Annotated in this window: 19 protein-coding genes; 14 read left to right on the top strand and 5 right to left on the bottom strand. The window is 32.0% G+C overall.

Going from position 1 to position 16,746, the window contains the following annotated elements:
* The first annotated feature begins 29 nt into the window (after positions 1-29).
* Positions 30-1,493 (top strand): aminoacyl-histidine dipeptidase, encoded by a 1,464-nt coding sequence (locus tag ACJJVO_RS00635; RefSeq protein ID WP_405569170.1) that lies wholly within the window; start codon positions 30-32, stop codon positions 1,491-1,493.
* A gap of 127 nt (positions 1,494-1,620) precedes the next feature.
* Here the strand turns inward: ACJJVO_RS00635 and ACJJVO_RS00630 are convergent, their stop codons facing one another.
* From ACJJVO_RS00630 to ACJJVO_RS00620, 3 genes are read right to left on the bottom strand one after another with little or no spacing between them, the layout of a single operon-like run.
* Positions 1,621-2,841 (bottom strand): peptidylprolyl isomerase, encoded by a 1,221-nt coding sequence (locus ACJJVO_RS00630; protein ID WP_405569167.1) that lies wholly within the window; start codon positions 2,839-2,841, stop codon positions 1,621-1,623.
* Complete coding sequence (gene gldI / locus ACJJVO_RS00625; protein ID WP_405569165.1) at positions 2,834-3,367, bottom strand: gliding motility-associated peptidyl-prolyl isomerase GldI; 534 nt, start codon at positions 3,365-3,367, stop codon at positions 2,834-2,836. The genes ACJJVO_RS00630 and gldI overlap by 8 nt, the downstream gene beginning before the upstream one ends.
* 11 nt (positions 3,368-3,378) lie before the next feature.
* Positions 3,379-4,413, bottom strand: coding sequence for a bifunctional oligoribonuclease/PAP phosphatase NrnA (locus ACJJVO_RS00620; protein ID WP_405569163.1), 1,035 nt, complete (start codon positions 4,411-4,413; stop codon positions 3,379-3,381).
* 88 nt (positions 4,414-4,501) lie between these two features.
* Here ACJJVO_RS00620 and ACJJVO_RS00615 point away from each other — a divergent pair, with 88 nt between their 5' ends.
* Positions 4,502-4,921 (top strand): nucleoside-diphosphate kinase, encoded by a 420-nt coding sequence (locus ACJJVO_RS00615; protein ID WP_405569162.1) that lies wholly within the window; start codon positions 4,502-4,504, stop codon positions 4,919-4,921.
* A gap of 52 nt (positions 4,922-4,973) precedes the next feature.
* On the opposite strand, the gene ACJJVO_RS00610 is transcribed toward ACJJVO_RS00615, so the two are convergent.
* Positions 4,974-5,633 carry a hypothetical protein gene (locus ACJJVO_RS00610; protein WP_405569160.1) on the bottom strand — a complete coding sequence of 220 codons (660 nt, stop codon included), beginning with the start codon at positions 5,631-5,633 and terminating at the stop codon, positions 4,974-4,976.
* Between the two features lie 192 nt (positions 5,634-5,825).
* On the opposite strand from ACJJVO_RS00610, the gene ACJJVO_RS00605 reads away from it, so the two are divergent.
* The 8 genes from ACJJVO_RS00605 to ACJJVO_RS00570 are packed head-to-tail and all read left to right on the top strand — an operon-like array spanning position 5,826 to position 10,390.
* Positions 5,826-6,248, top strand: coding sequence for a DUF2141 domain-containing protein (locus ACJJVO_RS00605; RefSeq protein ID WP_405569157.1), 423 nt, complete (start codon positions 5,826-5,828; stop codon positions 6,246-6,248).
* An 11-nt stretch (positions 6,249-6,259) separates the two neighbouring features.
* Positions 6,260-6,883, top strand: coding sequence for a tetratricopeptide repeat protein (locus ACJJVO_RS00600; RefSeq protein WP_405569154.1), 624 nt, complete (start codon positions 6,260-6,262; stop codon positions 6,881-6,883).
* A gap of 27 nt (positions 6,884-6,910) precedes the next feature.
* The gene (locus tag ACJJVO_RS00595; protein WP_405569151.1) at positions 6,911-8,266 is read left to right on the top strand and encodes a histidine kinase; all 1,356 of its coding nucleotides are present in this window, start codon (positions 6,911-6,913) and stop codon (positions 8,264-8,266) included.
* 11 nt (positions 8,267-8,277) lie between these two features.
* Positions 8,278-8,592: a 2TM domain-containing protein gene (locus ACJJVO_RS00590; RefSeq protein WP_405569148.1), complete on the top strand. Its 315-nt coding sequence runs from the start codon at positions 8,278-8,280 to the stop codon at positions 8,590-8,592.
* An 11-nt stretch (positions 8,593-8,603) separates the two neighbouring features.
* A complete protein-coding gene (locus ACJJVO_RS00585) occupies positions 8,604-8,924 on the top strand; it encodes a 2TM domain-containing protein (protein ID WP_405569145.1) in 321 nt (106 codons plus the stop codon).
* Between the two features lie 11 nt (positions 8,925-8,935).
* Positions 8,936-9,274 carry a 2TM domain-containing protein gene (locus ACJJVO_RS00580; RefSeq protein WP_405569143.1) on the top strand — a complete coding sequence of 113 codons (339 nt, stop codon included), beginning with the start codon at positions 8,936-8,938 and terminating at the stop codon, positions 9,272-9,274.
* 10 nt (positions 9,275-9,284) lie between these two features.
* On the top strand, positions 9,285-9,605 hold the full coding sequence (locus ACJJVO_RS00575) for a 2TM domain-containing protein (RefSeq protein ID WP_405569140.1): 321 nt from the start codon (positions 9,285-9,287) through the stop codon (positions 9,603-9,605).
* Positions 9,606-9,634: 29 nt separating this feature from the next.
* Positions 9,635-10,390 carry a LytR/AlgR family response regulator transcription factor gene (locus ACJJVO_RS00570; protein WP_405569137.1) on the top strand — a complete coding sequence of 252 codons (756 nt, stop codon included), beginning with the start codon at positions 9,635-9,637 and terminating at the stop codon, positions 10,388-10,390.
* A gap of 77 nt (positions 10,391-10,467) precedes the next feature.
* Here the strand turns inward: ACJJVO_RS00570 and ACJJVO_RS00565 are convergent, their stop codons facing one another.
* The gene (locus ACJJVO_RS00565) at positions 10,468-11,652 is read right to left on the bottom strand and encodes an LETM1-related biofilm-associated protein (RefSeq protein WP_405569134.1); all 1,185 of its coding nucleotides are present in this window, start codon (positions 11,650-11,652) and stop codon (positions 10,468-10,470) included.
* A 145-nt stretch (positions 11,653-11,797) separates the two neighbouring features.
* On the opposite strand from ACJJVO_RS00565, the gene ACJJVO_RS00560 reads away from it, so the two are divergent.
* The 4 genes from ACJJVO_RS00560 to ACJJVO_RS00545 all read left to right on the top strand — a co-directional run bounded on the left by ACJJVO_RS00560 (position 11,798) and on the right by ACJJVO_RS00545 (position 16,619).
* Positions 11,798-12,454, top strand: coding sequence for a DUF4331 family protein (locus tag ACJJVO_RS00560; RefSeq protein ID WP_405569133.1), 657 nt, complete (start codon positions 11,798-11,800; stop codon positions 12,452-12,454).
* A 23-nt stretch (positions 12,455-12,477) separates the two neighbouring features.
* Positions 12,478-13,035, top strand: a complete 558-nt coding sequence (locus tag ACJJVO_RS00555) for a DUF4331 family protein (protein ID WP_405569130.1) — start codon at positions 12,478-12,480, stop codon at positions 13,033-13,035.
* Between the two features lie 81 nt (positions 13,036-13,116).
* Positions 13,117-14,394, top strand: a complete 1,278-nt coding sequence (locus ACJJVO_RS00550; protein ID WP_405569127.1) for a cell surface protein — start codon at positions 13,117-13,119, stop codon at positions 14,392-14,394.
* A gap of 2 nt (positions 14,395-14,396) precedes the next feature.
* Positions 14,397-16,619, top strand: a complete 2,223-nt coding sequence (locus tag ACJJVO_RS00545; protein ID WP_405569124.1) for a TonB-dependent receptor domain-containing protein — start codon at positions 14,397-14,399, stop codon at positions 16,617-16,619.
* Positions 16,620-16,746 lie beyond the last annotated feature (127 nt).

The raw sequence follows: 16,746 nt of genomic DNA, 5'->3' as shown, positions 1-16,746 counted from the left end.
TAAATTTGCTTTTTTAAAATTATATAAATATGAGTTCAGAAATAAGAGCCTTAGAGCCAAAAGAATTATGGAATAAATTTGCAGATTTAAATGCTGTACCACGACCTTCAAAAAAGGAAGAACGTGTAATTAAATTCATGAAAGATTTTGGAAAGCATTTAGGTTTAGAAACGATAGAGGATGAAGTAGGGAATGTGATTATCCGTAAGCCAGCATCAAAGGGCATGGAAGACCGTAAGCCAATTGTAATGCAAAGTCATTTAGATATGGTTCACCAAAAAAATAACGACACCGTTTTTAATTTTGATGAGCAAGGTATAGAAATGCATATTGAAGGTGATTGGGTAAAAGCTAATGGTACAACACTTGGTGCAGATAATGGTCTTGGAGTTGCAACGATTATGGCCATTTTAGAAAGTGACACTATTGCACATCCTGCTTTAGAGGCCTTGTTTACTATTGATGAAGAAACTGGCATGACAGGTGCTAAAGGTCTTAAAGGAGGTTTACTAAATGGTGCTATTCTTTTAAATTTAGATACTGAAGAGGATGATGAAATAGGAGTAGGTTGCGCAGGTGGAGTGGATGTTACTGCAACACGCGAGTATAATGAAGAAGATACGCCTGAGTTTAAAATAGGATATATAATTACAGTAAAAGGCTTACAAGGTGGTCATTCAGGAATGCAAATTCATGAAGGTTTAGGTAATGCTAATAAATTAATGAACCGTTTATTATTTGATGGTTTTGAGAATTTTGGACTTCGTATTTCTGAAATTGATGGAGGAAGTTTACGTAATGCTATCCCAAGAGAAAGTAATGCAATTGTTGCCATTGATGCGGTACATGAAGCTGCTTTTGAAGCGGAAATGAAAGAATTTGGTGATAGCCTAAAAACTGAATTTAAAACGATGGAGCCAGATTTAGAAATTGTTGTTTCTAAAACAGAAACTCCAGAAAAAATTATGGATTTAGGAGTTCAAGAAGGTTTAACTAGAGCTTTGTATGCGGCTTGGAATGGTGTATATCGTATGAGTCCAGATATTGAAGGTTTAGTAGAAACATCTAATAATATCGCTAGAGTTATAGTAAAAGATGGCCATATAAAAATTGGTTGTTTAACACGTAGTTCTGTAGAAAGTACAAAACTAGACTTAGCAAATACATTGCGTTCTGTTTTTGAACTTACAGGTTGTGAAGTTGAGTTTTCTGGTGATTATCCAGGATGGGCTCCAAATATGGATTCGGACATTTTAAAACTAATGGTGCCAATTTATGAGCGTTTAAATAATGGGGAAAAACCTCATGTTGCAGCTTGTCATGCAGGTTTAGAATGTGGAATTTTAGGAACCAATTACCCTGATATGGATATGATTAGTTTTGGGCCAAATATTAAAGGAGCACATTCTCCGGATGAACGTGCTCAGATTTCTTCTGCTCAGAAGTATTGGGAATTTGTATTAGAGATATTAAAAAATATACCTAAAGCTTAGTTCTAAAGGGATGAGGAACTTCACCTTATTGTTTTAGGAAAAATAATATTGAAATTAGTGCAAAAAAAAAAAAAGACCTGTTAAGTTTTTAAACTGAACAGGTCTTTTTATTAATCAGTGATATTGGCTATTTTTTAATTCCAGCTAATTCAATATCAAAAACAAGGTTTGAATTCCCAGGTATTACAGGAGGATTTCCTCTTTCTCCATAACCTAAATAGTAAGGAATATAAACTCTTGCTTTGTCACCTATTTTCATATTGAGCATTGCTTCTCTAAAACCAGCAATTAAACCAGCGGTTTCGTTGTAAGGCATATCAAAAGGTTTGTATCCACCACCTTTATCTTGTCTTTCGTCATATTTTCCATTCATCTCTGCAATCGATTTCCATGTCGTCCAAAATAGATCTCCATTTTCTAAATAACCAGCACAATCAATCTTTACACGATCTGTAGGTTTTGGTTTTACACCATTGCCTTCGTGTGTAAAAATCATAGCCATACCTGTTGGAGATTCAATTTTACGTCCTTTTAATTCTTCGTTCTTTTTTAAGAATTCAATTTTTGCTAAATCTGCTTTAGCTTTGGCTTCTTTTCTAGCCTCTTCCGCTTTAGCTTGTGCTTCCGCTTTAGCTTTAGCAGCTCTTTCTTTAATTTTAGGTAATTCTTCAGTGAATACTTTAGGTGCATCGAACTTTTTTGCTGCAGCACCTTTTCTAATAATAGTTACTTTCTCAATAACAACATCTTCTAAAGGTTTGTTAGTTTGAGGCTGTACTTTAACATTAGAGATGGTATCTAGCACATTTAAGCCTTTTACTAATTCACCAAATACAGCATGACAATATACTCTAGGATTTGCACAATCTTTTAGATTGCCTTGCTCATCATAGCCATCTAACCAAGGTGTTGCTTTTTCAATAATAAAAAACTGACTTCCGTTAGCATTAACACCAGGATTTGCCATAGATAACATTCCAGGTTTATCATGTCTTAGATTTTCAACAAGTTCATCTTCAAATTTATATCCAGGATCACCACTACCAGTACCAGTTGGGTCACCACCTTGAATCATAAAATTATTCATAACACGGTGAAATGTTAGCGAATCATAATAACGTTTTCCTTTAAATTCTTCTTTTACTAAGGGATGATTTCCCTCTGCTAGTGCAACAAAGTTGGCAACGGTTACTGGAGCCTCTTCAAAGAATAATTTTGCAACCATGGTATCTTTTGAGGTTACAATTTCGGCATAAAGCCCATCTTCTAAATCAGGATAACGTTCTTGGCAAGATATATTAGCCAATACTACTAGTACAACGAATGCTGTAAGCGCTTTTTTAATCATTTTTTTCAATTATAGTGTTTAAAGTTACTTCACAAATTAATGGAACATTAGTTCCTATTTTATATTCATCTCCATAATAACCAAATGCTTTTTGGGATGGGAATATAAATGTAGCTGTTTCGGTAGGTTTTAAGAGTTTTAAACCTTCTCGCAAACCTGTGAACAATTCTTCTTTGTCCATTACATAGGTTTTATTGGTGTTTGCGTAAATTTCGTCGCCTTCAAGATTTGAAACATCAAAAGTGAAATTTATGACGTTCCCAAATTTTGGTTGAATGGTATCACTTTCTATTTTGGTGTTGTAATAATACCAAAAACCACTTTCTGAGGCAATGTAGTCTCTATCTGGATTACTTTTTATTATACCTTGAATTTGTTTATGCTCTAGTTCATTAAGCTTTTTGTTACGTTCTGCAGATGCTTTTAAGAATGAACCAGATTGTACAGATTCTGGCATGCGAGCTTCTGGAGATTTACAGCTAAAACTTAGTAAAGCGATGATAAATACGATGAGTAGGTTTTTCATATTAATTAATTTTAAAGCCCATTTTGGGTATGGGACAACTCTTGTTTATACAGTGGTAATATACTAATAAAATTATTTATAGTTGTTGGCATATCATCATCACTACGTCCACCTGCGGCATTTGTGTGTCCTCCTCCGTGAAAATGTGCTCTAGAAAATTCGTTAACCGAAAATTCTCCTTTACTACGTAACGAGATTTTTATAATGCTATCTTGTTTGTTTTCAATAAAAATCGCAGCAAATATAATGCCTTTTAAGGATAATGCATAATTTACAAATCCTTCAGTATCTCCTTTTTTAAAGTTGAATTCATCTAATTCAGCTTGAGAAAGCGTCATGTAAGCTGTTCTTAATTCAGGAATTACCTTTAGGTTTTGCATTGCTCTACCTAAAAGTTGTAAACGACTGTAACTGTTAGTATCGTATATATTATTATGGATTTGAGAATTCTCAGCACCTTTTTCTATTAACTGTCCTATGACCTCGTGGGTTCTGCTTGTTGTTGCCGGAAAGCGGAAAGATCCAGTATCTGTCATAATACCAACATAGAGGCATGTAGCAATATTTTTATCTATTTTGTTGGTGTCACCAAGCATTTCAATAAAATTATAAACCATTTCGCAGGTTGAAGACATTTTTACATCCGAATACATATACTTGGCATAATCATCTGGTTGTTGATGATGATCTATCATTATTTTAGTAGCTTCAGATTTTTCTAAAACTTCAGCCATTTGATGTCCCGCTCTATGAAAGGCATTAAAGTCTAATGTAAAAATAAGATCTGCTGTTTCTATGAGTGGATTACTTGTGTCTGGGTTGTTTTCAAACTTTAACACAGAATCATCTCCTGGAAGCCATTTTAAAAAATCGGGATAATCGTTAGGTGCAATTATAGTTGCATTGTGATGATATAATTTTAAGTAATGATATAAGCCTAGTGTAGAACCCATTGCATCTCCGTCTGGATTTCTGTGCGGAACAATCACAATGTTCTTAGGTGTACTTAAAAGTGCTTTTATTTCTGAAATCTGTCCTTTATTCATAGTTGACGAAGATACAATTTTTTAATATTTGAAGTACTTGATTAATTAAAGAAATACATTACTTTTGCACCTCATTAAAAAAAAATACATGGCAACTAACAGAACATTTACAATGTTAAAGCCTGATGCTGTTGAAAAAGGACACATTGGCGCAATATTAGAAAAAATTTCAGCTTCAGGATTTAGAATCGTAGCAATGAAATTAACGCAAATGACCAAGGCAGATGCTGAGGAATTTTACGCAATACATAACGAACGTCCATTTTTTGGAGAGTTAGTAGAATATATGACTCGTGGACCAATCGTTGCAGCAGTTTTAGAAAAAGATAATGCTGTAGAAGACTTTAGAACTTTAATTGGAGCTACTAATCCTGCTGATGCAGCTGAAGGTACTATCCGTAAATTATACGCAGCTTCTATTGGAGAAAACGCTGTTCACGGAAGTGATAGTGATGACAATGCAGCTATTGAAAGCGCATTCCATTTTGCTGGAAGAGATATGTTTTAAGCTATATCTTTTATAATATTAAAAAAGACCATCTGTAATAGATGGTCTTTTTTTATTTCCATTTGTTGTGTTTTTTATTGAGTAAAGGCGCTTTGTAAAATGAACTTACTTGTAATTCTGTCATTAAAGATTTGAGTTTGTCGTCTGTTAAATCTCCGTCGAACATAACCGTTTTATGCTCATGGTTTCCTAATTTTTCGCGTATAAATATGCCTGAAAGGTATAAGTTTTTCCAAATAGGTTTTAGGTCATTAATTTGATTTTCATTCTCTATTAAAAATTTGAATTTCTTTAATTCTTCGCCTTTGGTATACAGTTTTATTTCTGCCAAACCATTATGTATAATATCTTTTGCAGAAAATGATTTTCCTTTTATATGATTATAATTTATGTAGATAGATTCTAATTCTGCATAGAATATTTTTGTGGAATTTGTATTGTTTTTAACTTCTAAATAGTCGTCAAAGAATTCCACAGTACCAGTAATATCTTTTTCCTTAACCCAATCTGAAAACTGTTTTCTTATATATGGACCAATAATATATTTGTAGCCAATTAGTAGAATGCCAATAATAAAAGGATTTATTTTTAACTCAATAACTAAGTAAGCACCAGCCATAACGAGTATAAAAGATGTAATAACAGTGACGACAAAGCTGTCTTTTTCCTCCATGCTTTTTTTGTATGTAACAAGTTTAAATGTTGCTTTCATTATTTAATACATTATTTTTAAAGCTGAGTCACTTTAGTAATACAAGTGTAATACTTTATTGAAAAGTTACGGTTTTTGAATAGAATTATATAATAATCACAGTTCATCATATAAAAAATACATTTCAGTAATATCCGTTTTAAAAACCAAGACTTGTATTCGATATTTGTATCAAATAAAAATTAAACCACCATGAATACACTTACCAAAATCATTATTGTTTTTATTATTGGTTCTTTAGGATTTCAATTAGAAGCTCAAGACAATTTCACAATTACGGTGAATGTTGAAGAGGCCAGTAGTAACGATGGTAAAATGTTTATAGCGCTTTATAATGCTGAAAACAGTTTTTTAAGTACGTCTTACAAAGGATCGAAAAGCGCCATAAAAAATAATCAATGTACGGTAACTTTTGAAGATATTCCTAATGGAGTTTATGCGGTTTCAATTTTTCATGATGAAAACGATAATGGGAAAATGGATACTAACTTTTTTGGTATTCCTTCTGAAGATTACGGATGCTCCAATGATGCCAAAGGTTTTATGGGACCACCACAATGGGAAGATGCTAAATTTCAATTAAGAGAAAACAAATCAATAACTATAACACTTTAATATTTATAATAATGAAAAATATAATCATCATCGCATTACTGGTAATATCAGGAATTACTAGAGCGCAAACAAATTTTGAAAAAGGAATGACTAAAGCCGTTACTCTTTGGCAAAATGGTAACATGGACGATGCCGAGAACATGTTTGAACGTATAGCCAAAGCTGAGCCCACAGAATGGTTACCTAGTTATTACATTGCTCAGATTAATAGCTTAAAAAGTTGGAACGAGAAAGACGGATCAGTAATAAAAGCACAGTTAGATAAAGCACAAGAACATTTAGATTTGGCCATGACTATCAGTGAAGATAATGCCGAAATAATAGTAATGCAAGCTCAAATTTTAACCAACTGGGTTGTTTTTGATGGGATGACTTACGGTATGAAATATGGAGCAAAAATTAATGAATTATATAGCAAAGCTTTAGTGTTAGATCCTGAGAACCCTAGAGCAGCATTCTGTAAAGCAGATTGGAGCTTAAATAGCGCAAAATATTTTGGTCAAGATACAGCACCATTTTGTAAAGACATTGAAGCATCGCTAAAACTTTTTGATACCTTTAAACCAAAGAGTGAACTTCATCCAAATTGGGGAAAGGAACGCGCTGCGCAGATATCTGAGTCGTGTAAAGAGTAAATCTATCTTGTAATTGAAAGAAAACAAATGAAGAAATTATTTAAAAGTTTAATATCTGGTTTTGTTGTTGGTCTAGTTATTATGATAATTGATCAATTAATCAGCTACCTTTCTGGAGCTAAAGTAGTGTTTGATGCTAATTTCTTCCGTTCGTTTTTGTATTACTTAATTTACTCAATTCCGCTAAGTTTAGTAAATACTTATTTCTTTCATTATATAAATTATGAAGTAGAATGGAATCGTTACAAGAAATATAAATTAATTATTGGATTCTTTGGATCAATTGTAATTACACTTATAGCTATTTTCTTAGTAAGAGCATTCCTTGAAATAGGTATTGAAGGAGAAACATGGGAAGAGTTTTTAAGCTCTGAAAACTCACAGTTTTATTTTAGTGCGCTCTTAATAACCTTGGTGATTTCTTTGTTTTTTCATGCTGTTTATTATTATAAAGAACTACAAAAATCTAAAGTAAAAGAGCAAAAGGTTATTGCAGGTACTGCAAGTGCAAAGTTTGACGCTTTAAAGAATCAGTTAGATCCACATTTTTTGTTTAACAGTTTAAATGTATTAACAAGTTTAATTGAAGAAAACCCAGAAAATGCACAAAAATTTACAACGTCTTTATCTAAAGTATATCGTTATGTTTTAGAACAAAAAAGCAAAGAGTTAGTCACTGTAGATGAAGAATTGAAATTTGCCAGAACCTATATGTCGCTATTAAAAATGCGATTTGAGGACAGTATTATTTTCGAAATTCCGGATAAAGCTACAAATCCAGACAGTAAAGTTGTACCACTATCATTACAACTTTTATTAGAAAATGCAGTAAAGCATAATATGGTAACATCGAGTAAACCATTGCATATTAAAATTTACGAAGACGGAAATAATCTTGTGGTTATGAATAATCTTCAGCCCAAACAAATTGTAAAGAAGAGTAGTGGTGTTGGGTTAGAAAATATAAAACAACGTTACCAACTACTTTCAAATAGAAAAGTCATCATCAATCAACGAGAAAAGGATTTTGCAGTAGCAATACCTATGCTCTCAAAACAAGTATCAATAATGAGAACAACTCAGAAATCAAAAGAGCGCCTAAACGACGATTATGTTAGAGCTCGTAAACGCGTAGAAGAATTAAAAGGGTTTTATTATAGTTTAATTTCCTATGTATTTGTTATACCGTTTTTAATATTCATTTGGTACACATATTCAAAACATACCATACAATGGTTTTGGTTTCCAATGTTTGGTTGGGGTTTAAGTTTGGTAATTCAAGCTTACAGAGTGTTTATCGATAATGGAGCTTTAGGAGGTGATTGGGAGAAACGCAAAATTGAAGAATATATGCGTAAACAAGATAATAACCGTTGGAATTAATACTTAGCAAAATGGAAACAAATAATACGGATTTGAAATATTTAAAGGCAAAAAATAGAGTTGAAAAGTTGAAACGGTTTTACAACCATTTAACTGTATATATTATAATTAATTCAATAATTACTGGGTTTAAAGTATATAATAATTTAGACAGTTGGGAGAGTTTTAAAAACGAATTATTAAGTTTTGATGTCTTAAGCTCTTGGACGGTTTGGGGATTAGTTTTAGTAATACATTTTATTTCGGTTGTGTTTTTTCAAGATTGGGAAGAACGTAAAATAGAAGCGTATATGAGGAAAGAAAATGAAACAAAACGTTGGGATTAATATATAGAATTATGAAAACACTAGATTCTGATTTAGACTACATAAAGGCAAAAAACAAAGTTGAAAAACTAAAACAATTTTACGTGCATCTTACGGTTTACTTTATTATAAATACCGTAATTACAACAGTTAAAATAAGGCATAACTTGAAGAACGGTGAAACATTCAATGAAGCTTTTTTTGACTTTTCAACTATAATTACTTGGTTAGTTTGGGGAATTGCAATTGGGTTACATGCGTTTTCAGTTTTTGGACTTCCTCTTATTTTAGGTGAGGATTGGGAAGAACGACAAATTGAAAAGTATATGAAAGATGAATTACAAAACGATTAAAGAAAGAAATAATGGAAAAATATCATATAGAACCTTACGAAGAAGAAAGAAGAACCAGTGATTTTAGAAATGAAGAAGCGTATTTAAGAGCAAAGAAAAAAGTAGATGCCATAGTTGGTTTTTATTGGCATTTAGCCGTTTATGTGGTTATCAATATCTTCTTAATTATTCTCATAGGTGTTAATGCTGGCTTTTCAGGCTTTGGTCCTTATGCTACAGCTGTATTTTGGGGAATAGGATTAGTATTTCATTTTTTGGGTGTTTTTGGTACAAATTTTCTCTTCGGTAAGAATTGGGAAAATAAAAAAATTCAAGAATTTATGGATAAAGAAAATGAACATTGGGAATAATTCTAATATTATGACAAAAGAACTTAAAGAAAAGCAGCAACTAATAAATGCAAAAGATAAGGTTAGAAAAATAAAGATTTTCTATATTCATTTAGCTGGTTATATTATTGTTGTGGCATTGCTTTTATATAATTTATATATTGTAGCAGGACCATATAAAAACAACATTATCAGTTTAAATCTAAGTGTCTTATTTGCTTGGACCATTTTTATAATTATCCATGGAATAAATGTTTTTAAACAAAAACAGATTTTTAAGAAAAGTTGGGAGGACAAGAAAACAGAACAATTTTTAAAAGATAAAGAAGAAGAAACCACCTTTTGGGAATAGACAGATTAGTTATTAAATAAATTAAAAGAATGAATGTAATCATAATTGAAGACGAAAAACCATCAGCAAGACGACTACAACGTATGCTAAAAGCCTTAGAAATGGATGCTGAAACAATGTTGCATTCGGTAGAAGAATCTATTGAATGGTTTCAGAATAACGAGCATCCAGATTTAATTTTTTTAGATATTCAATTGAGTGATGGTTTGTCTTTTGAGATTTTTGAAGCTATAGATATAAAATCGGCAGTGATTTTTACAACCGCTTATGATGAATATGCTTTGCAAGCTTTTAAATTAAATAGTATTGATTATTTGTTAAAACCCATTGATGATGAGGACTTACAAACGGCTGTCGAAAAATACAAAGGAAGAACACCGCAAAAGCAATCGGTTACCTTAGATTTTAATGATATTAAAAACCTATTAGTTAATCCTATAGAACGTGAATACAAAAAGCGTTTTTCGGTAAAAGTGGGTCAACATTTAAAGCTCATAAATATTGAAGATATAGAATGTATCTATAGTGAAAATAAAGGCACTTATGCCTATACAAGTGAAGGTCGAAATTATCTTTTAGACGCAACTTTAGATCAATTAGAAGAAGACTTAGAACCCAATGTGTTTTTTAGAATCAGTAGAAAATTTTATATAAACATCAATGCCATAAAAGATATGGTGAGCTACACCAATTCTCGACTTCAAATAAAACTAAACCGTTTTAACGAGCAAGATATTATAGTTGCAAGAGAACGTGTAAAGGATTTTAAAAATTGGTTAGAATAATACCAGTTAATTTTTAAGTAATTAAAAAGAAAAGATTAGCTGTTATAGTTCATTAAAAGCTATCTTAATAAAATAAATTAATCGTTTTTCTTTTGGTCATCTATTCTATTGTCATCAAAAGCAGATGGTAATAATTTAGGGATAAACTTTATAAAAAGCGGTAAAAGTAACATGCCTCCAGGTAGCATAAAAATAGCCAAACTAGGAATAGATTTAAAGATATCTAATAATTGAGTTTGAATTTTTTTCTGTTCATCATCAGTAAGGTTTCGTTGTGTAGATTGCGCAAGTAGTGTCATGGCTTCCTTACTTTCTGATAATTCTTTTATTAAACGCTTACTATTTCGGGTAATAAGTTTAGCAACGACTTTACTACTATTGTCATAAAAACTCTGTGCAAGATTTTTAGAACTTAAAAAGGCTACATCGTCTTTGTGCTCATCATAAAATAAATTAATATCATTCATAGACTGCGCAATGATATCAGTATCTATGGTTAAATCATTTTTTAAACGCACTAAGAATTCTCGTTCTTCTGTGTCAATTATTTTATCTGTCCAAGACGCCATACAAACGAGGTCTATGACATATAATTTTTCAAAAGGCGCATCTATAAATGAAACCGCATCTTTATAAGACGGCAATTCTGCATTCTTTTGTCTAATAGAGTCTTCAAATAGTTTTATGAGGTTTTCGTCGTATTCTGTTTTTTCAGATTTATGATCAATAACAGAGAATACAATCGTTTCTAATGCAGATTCAAGATTGTTGACATAGTTTTTTATGTCATTTTCATTCTTTAAAAATCGCTGAAAACCTAAAACGTCAACAAATAAAAGGGCATTAATTAAAAAATAATTAAAGTTTTTGGTGATAAAATTATCATCGATATGAATGCGCTTATGAATCATTTTTTCTAATAAACTATCTGGAGTTTTATCTCCAAACAATTCTTCAAAAAACGAGCGTTTTTGATCGCTAATAGCTTTGTAAAATCTAATTAAGCTATCTATAAAATCGTCTTGAGATTTCTCCTTTGAGTAAACAAAATAATAGGTGAGAAGCAAATTAATTTTACAGCGCTCTTCTTCAGTGAGATCAAATGGTTTAACGATATCTAAAACCACTTTAATGTTACTTCCATAAATAAATCCAGCTTGTTTTAAGCGGTTGTAAAACTCATAGGTATCAGTCTCAGCGTAGTTCGTTTCTGAGACTTGATTGAGTAATTTTTTTATCCAGCCATTAGCTGATGGATTCATAACATCTTATTTGATGTAGCAAAGGTAAATTTTTATACCAAAACTCCATGATTTTATTTCGTTAACAAAATTTTAACAAAACCGCCTATTTCATTTTTTCGTAGGTAGATCAGAGACACAATTAATTAACAAAAATCTCAAAATTATGAAAAAAACAAAATTTTTAATTTCAACAGCAGTACTAGGTATTGCGACATTAGTAGCAATTGCTGCAGATCACATTGATGCGCCTGCTGTGCAAGGTGGTACAAGTGATATCACAGATTTTTACGCCTTTGAAGGTGAAGACGATTCTAACATTGCATTTGTAGCCAATGTACAAGGACTGTTAGGTTCTGGGAGTGATACTCAAAACGCAGCCTTCGATGAAAATGTTCTAATAGAATTTAACATTGATACCAATGACGACAAAATAGAGGACTTAGTGATCCAAGCCACTGCAAGAGATGGTAAAATGTATTTTTTCGGACCAGTTGCTCCATCTCAAACAGGTTTAAATAGTACAATTGCTTCTACAACAGCAAACCAAGCATCCGTAGATATTTCGGCTTATGGAGAAAGCGCAACGATTGAAAATGCTAATGGCATGAAATTTTTCGCTGGCCCTAGAGATGATCCTTTCTTTATGGATTTTGCACAGTATGGACAAATTATAGCAGGTAATGCTTCAAGTTTTAATAGTCCTGGTACAGACACTTTTGCAGGTACTAATGTTATGTCTATAGTAGTTGAAGTGCCAAAATCTATGATTGGTGGTTCAGGTACAATTAATACTTGGGTAGAATCTAAAAGAAAACAATAATTAAATTTTAAAAATTAGAACAGATGAAAATTAAGAATATAAAACTTTATACCATTGCAATTTTAGTGTCAGTGACAGCTTTAAATTGTAATAACGACGATGATATTAATATATCAACAGAACCAACTTTTAGCGGAACATATGCACAAGAAGATCAAATGGGAAGACCAGCAGTAAACACTGTTTTTGTGTCTAGCGGAATGAAAGATGCTTTTAATACAACAATTCCTTCAGAACAAGGAGCGTCTTTTCAATCGATGTTTCAAACCAATTTAGAAGGATTGAGTCCTGCTTATAATACACCTACAGATGCAAATGCTTTAACATTAACATCTGCTCAATTTACAGGTTTATTGGCTACAGATGTCCTAAACGTGTCTTTAGATGGGACAACTACTTTCTATGATGGAACCAACGTATTAACAGGTAGAGCTTTAGCTGACGATGTTATTACTGTAGAACTGTTACTGATTTTTGGTGGTGAAGACTTCTCAGAAAATCCAGGACTGTCAAACGATAATGTAGATGCTAATGATAAAGCATTTTCAACTTCATTCCCTTACTTGGCTTCGCCTTGGTAGACTATAAATCTTAAAATCTTGAAGTAAGGTTAATGCGTTACTTCAAGATTATTTTAATAAAAAACTCAAAAACCTATAACCATGATACTCAAAAAAATCTTTCCCTTTATTTTATTAGTAGCAGTGTTTAGTTGCAATTCTAAACAGGTGACTAATGTAGAAGACTACAATACGTATTTAACAAACACAGTAAGCCAAACTGAATTATTGGCATCAGCACAAATTTGGACAGACAAAATAGAAGCGAGCCCAAATCAATTTCCTTACTTAGGAAAACGCGCAAGTGCGTATTCAAAGCTATTTAGTGCAACAGGTAACATAGATTACTTAAAAAAAGCCGAGTATGATTTATTGGAAGCCATAAAATTTACCAATGAGAAAAACGGTTCTTACCTAAAAAGTTTAGCTGCAAATTATATTTCTCAACATCGTTTTAAAGAAGCTTTAGAAAAATTGAAACGAGCTGAAACTATAGGTGATAAATTAAACGGAACAAAAAAAATGCTCTTTGATGTGCATTTAGAATTAGGAAATTATATTGATGCAGAATCTTACTTAGTAGATATAAAAAACAATTCTGATTTTGATTATTTAATTCGTTTAGCAAAATGGGAAGACCATAAAGGAAATTTAGAGGGAGCCATTGAGAATATGGAGAAAGCTACAAAAATTGCAGAATCCTCCAATCTAAAAGGTATGAAACAATGGGCTTACACTAACTCGGCAGATTTTTATGGACATGCAGGCGATATAAAAAAATCATATAAATATTTTCTGAAAGCTTTAGAGTTAGATCCTACAGATGCTTATGCTAAAAAAGGAATAGCTTGGATTGTATATTCTTATGAGAATAATGCAGAAGAGGCTTTACATATTTTAAATCATGTTTCAAGTTATTACCAAGCTCCAGATTACGAATTACTAAAAGCTGAGGTTGCAGAATTTCAGGATAACATAAACTTAAAATCTAAATCTTTAGAAAATTATCAAGTAGCTGTTAGCAATAAGCAATATGGTGACATGTACAATGCGTATAATGTGACGCTTTTTACCGACGATTTATTATTACCAGAAATTGCTATGGACTTTGCAACCACAGAAGTGGAAAACAGACCAACACCATTGTCTTACGATTTATTAGCTTGGAGTTATTTTAAACAAGGTAATGTTGATAAAGCAAATCAAATTATTGAAGAATTTGTAGATGGTAAAACTTTTGAGCCAGCCGTATTATATCATGTTGCTGAGATATATAAAGCTGCTGGTAAAATGGAAGAATTAAAACCTTTAAAGAAAGAGTTAATGGCTAGTTTGTATGAATTAGGACCTTTAATGGAATCTAAAATCAACCAACTATAGATATGAAAAAGCAAATTTTAGCAACCCTAATATTTGGGTGCCTTTCATTAATAGTAACGGCTCAAAATCTAAAAGGATTAGTAGTTAATGAACTCAATCAGCCATTAGAAGCTGCATATATTTATAATCAAACTGCAGAAAGTCATGCACATACCACAGAAAATGGTGTATTTGTAATTGTTAATACAAGCATTGGTGATTCTATTAGAATTGGCTTGTTAGGTTATAAAACAAGATTTATAAAGGTAGATAATACAGAGAATCTTAAGATTACTCTCGAAGAAAAAACGTTTCAATTAGATGAAATGGTAATTACTGAAGAGCTAAATACCGTAAGCACAATTTCTCGACTAGATTTAAACGTAACACCTGTAAATTCTTCTCAAGAAGTATTACGTAAAGTACCTGGATTATTTATTGGTCAGCATGCAGGAGGAGGAAAAGCAGAACAGATATTTTTACGTGGGTTTGATATAGATCACGGAACAGATATATCACTTTCAGTAGATGGCATGCCAGTGAATATGGTGTCTCATGCACATGGTCAAGGGTATAGCGATTTGCATTTTGTAATCCCAGAAACGGTAAACAAAATTGATTTTGGTAAAGGAGCTTACTATGCACAACAAGGTGATTTTAACACTGCTGGTTATGTAGACTTTAAAACAAAAGATTACTTAAAAGACAGTGAAATCTCATTTTCTGTAGGTCAGTTTAATAGCTTAAGAACTGTTGGTTTATTTAATTTAATGGAGAATACTAAAAACCAAAATGCTTATGTGGCTATGGAATATATTGCTACTGATGGTCCTTACGATTCACCACAAAATTTTAATCGTTTAAACCTTTTTGGTAAATATGTAGTGTTTTCACCAGAGAATGATAAACTGACTTTAACGGCATCACATTTTACAAGTCGTTGGGATGCTTCTGGTCAAATTCCTCAGCGCGAAGTTGATAATGGCAATATTTCAAGATTTGGAGCTATTGATGACACAGAAGGTGGTGAAACAGAACGTACTAATTTCAATGTTACGTTAGATAAATATATTAATGATAACACAAAACTTAAAGCTAATGCATTTTATGCACACTATGCTTTTGAGCTGTATTCAAATTTTACCTTCTTTTTAGAAGACCCAATAAACGGAGATCAAATAAAACAAAAGGAAGACCGAAACATATTTGGTGCAAATACGTCTATTTCTCACACTACATTTTTAGGTGAAACAGAATTAGTACTAACATCAGGTATAGGTATTAGACATGATATTTCTGATGATGTAGAATTGTCTAGAACTTTAAACCGAAGTACAACTTTAGAAAACATTCAATTAGGAAATATTAATCAAACTAATATTGATGCCTTTGTTAATGCTGAATTTGAATTTGGAAAATTAAAAATAGCACCAGCTTTAAGGTTAGACTATTTTAAGTTTATGTACAATGATGCGCTTCAAACTAATTACGAAACCTTATCTGAAACTAAAACAATTGTAAGTCCAAAATTAAATTTCTTCTATAATGCACAAGATAATTTACAACTGTATTTAAAATCTGGATTAGGATTTCATTCTAACGACACTAGAGTAGTTGTAGCTAATGGAGGAGAAGCTATTTTACCACGTTCTTATGGAGCAGATTTAGGAACCATTTGGAAACCGTTTCCGAAACTAATTGTGAATTCTGCACTTTGGTATTTGTTTTTAGAACAAGAGTTTGTTTATGTAGGTGATGCAGGTATTATAGAGCCAAGTGGAAAAACAAGACGTTACGGATTAGATTTAGGGTTGCGTTACCAGCTTAATGATTGGTTATTTGTAGATACAGATGCTACTTTAACCAATGCTAGAAGTATAGATGAGCCAGATGGTGAAGATTATATTCCTCTAGCACCAGACTTTACGTTAACAGGTGGTCTATCTGTTGATGATTTTAAAGGGTTTTCAGGTGGTTTGCGTTTTAGATATTTAGATGATAGAGCTGCAAATGAAGACAATTCTATAGTTGCAGAAGGATATATGGTTACAGATTTTAATGTGAATTATACGTGGAACAATACCACCTTTGGCTTGGCAGTAGAAAACTTATTTGATGTGGATTGGAATGAAACACAATTTGCAACAGAGTCTCGCTTACAAAACGAAGCAGCATCTGTAGAAGAAATTCATTTTACACCCGGAACACCTTTCTTTTTAAAAGGAACAGTTAGTTATCGGTTTTAAAAGCTTTCAATAAGTTAATCTGTGGGGAAGCAGATTGGTTCTTGTTGATTGTTAACTAGCAAGAAAGATGCCTCTAAAGTTAGGGTTTAGATGTATCAAATCATAAGTTGATTATGATGTTTTTTGA

Source organism: Winogradskyella sp. Asnod2-B02-A, from assembly GCF_045063645.1.
Taxonomy (GTDB): domain Bacteria; phylum Bacteroidota; class Bacteroidia; order Flavobacteriales; family Flavobacteriaceae; genus Winogradskyella.
This window is presented reverse-complemented; position numbering and strand designations above follow the sequence as displayed.

Excerpts from the sequence above, each read along its gene's own strand:
- ACJJVO_RS00635 (WP_405569170.1), top strand. The coding sequence starts at position 30 with ATGAGTTCAGAAATAAGAGCCTTAGAGCCAAAAGAATTATGGAATAAA.
- ACJJVO_RS00630 (WP_405569167.1), bottom strand. The coding sequence starts at position 2,841 with ATGATTAAAAAAGCGCTTACAGCATTCGTTGTACTAGTAGTATTGGCT.
- gldI (WP_405569165.1), bottom strand. The coding sequence starts at position 3,367 with ATGAAAAACCTACTCATCGTATTTATCATCGCTTTACTAAGTTTTAGC.
- ACJJVO_RS00620 (WP_405569163.1), bottom strand. The coding sequence starts at position 4,413 with ATGAATAAAGGACAGATTTCAGAAATAAAAGCACTTTTAAGTACACCT.
- ACJJVO_RS00615 (WP_405569162.1), top strand. The coding sequence starts at position 4,502 with ATGGCAACTAACAGAACATTTACAATGTTAAAGCCTGATGCTGTTGAA.
- ACJJVO_RS00610 (WP_405569160.1), bottom strand. The coding sequence starts at position 5,633 with ATGAAAGCAACATTTAAACTTGTTACATACAAAAAAAGCATGGAGGAA.
- ACJJVO_RS00605 (WP_405569157.1), top strand. The coding sequence starts at position 5,826 with ATGAATACACTTACCAAAATCATTATTGTTTTTATTATTGGTTCTTTA.
- ACJJVO_RS00600 (WP_405569154.1), top strand. The coding sequence starts at position 6,260 with ATGAAAAATATAATCATCATCGCATTACTGGTAATATCAGGAATTACT.
- ACJJVO_RS00595 (WP_405569151.1), top strand. The coding sequence starts at position 6,911 with ATGAAGAAATTATTTAAAAGTTTAATATCTGGTTTTGTTGTTGGTCTA.
- ACJJVO_RS00590 (WP_405569148.1), top strand. The coding sequence starts at position 8,278 with ATGGAAACAAATAATACGGATTTGAAATATTTAAAGGCAAAAAATAGA.
- ACJJVO_RS00585 (WP_405569145.1), top strand. The coding sequence starts at position 8,604 with ATGAAAACACTAGATTCTGATTTAGACTACATAAAGGCAAAAAACAAA.
- ACJJVO_RS00580 (WP_405569143.1), top strand. The coding sequence starts at position 8,936 with ATGGAAAAATATCATATAGAACCTTACGAAGAAGAAAGAAGAACCAGT.
- ACJJVO_RS00575 (WP_405569140.1), top strand. The coding sequence starts at position 9,285 with ATGACAAAAGAACTTAAAGAAAAGCAGCAACTAATAAATGCAAAAGAT.
- ACJJVO_RS00570 (WP_405569137.1), top strand. The coding sequence starts at position 9,635 with ATGAATGTAATCATAATTGAAGACGAAAAACCATCAGCAAGACGACTA.
- ACJJVO_RS00565 (WP_405569134.1), bottom strand. The coding sequence starts at position 11,652 with ATGAATCCATCAGCTAATGGCTGGATAAAAAAATTACTCAATCAAGTC.
- ACJJVO_RS00560 (WP_405569133.1), top strand. The coding sequence starts at position 11,798 with ATGAAAAAAACAAAATTTTTAATTTCAACAGCAGTACTAGGTATTGCG.
- ACJJVO_RS00555 (WP_405569130.1), top strand. The coding sequence starts at position 12,478 with ATGAAAATTAAGAATATAAAACTTTATACCATTGCAATTTTAGTGTCA.
- ACJJVO_RS00550 (WP_405569127.1), top strand. The coding sequence starts at position 13,117 with ATGATACTCAAAAAAATCTTTCCCTTTATTTTATTAGTAGCAGTGTTT.
- ACJJVO_RS00545 (WP_405569124.1), top strand. The coding sequence starts at position 14,397 with ATGAAAAAGCAAATTTTAGCAACCCTAATATTTGGGTGCCTTTCATTA.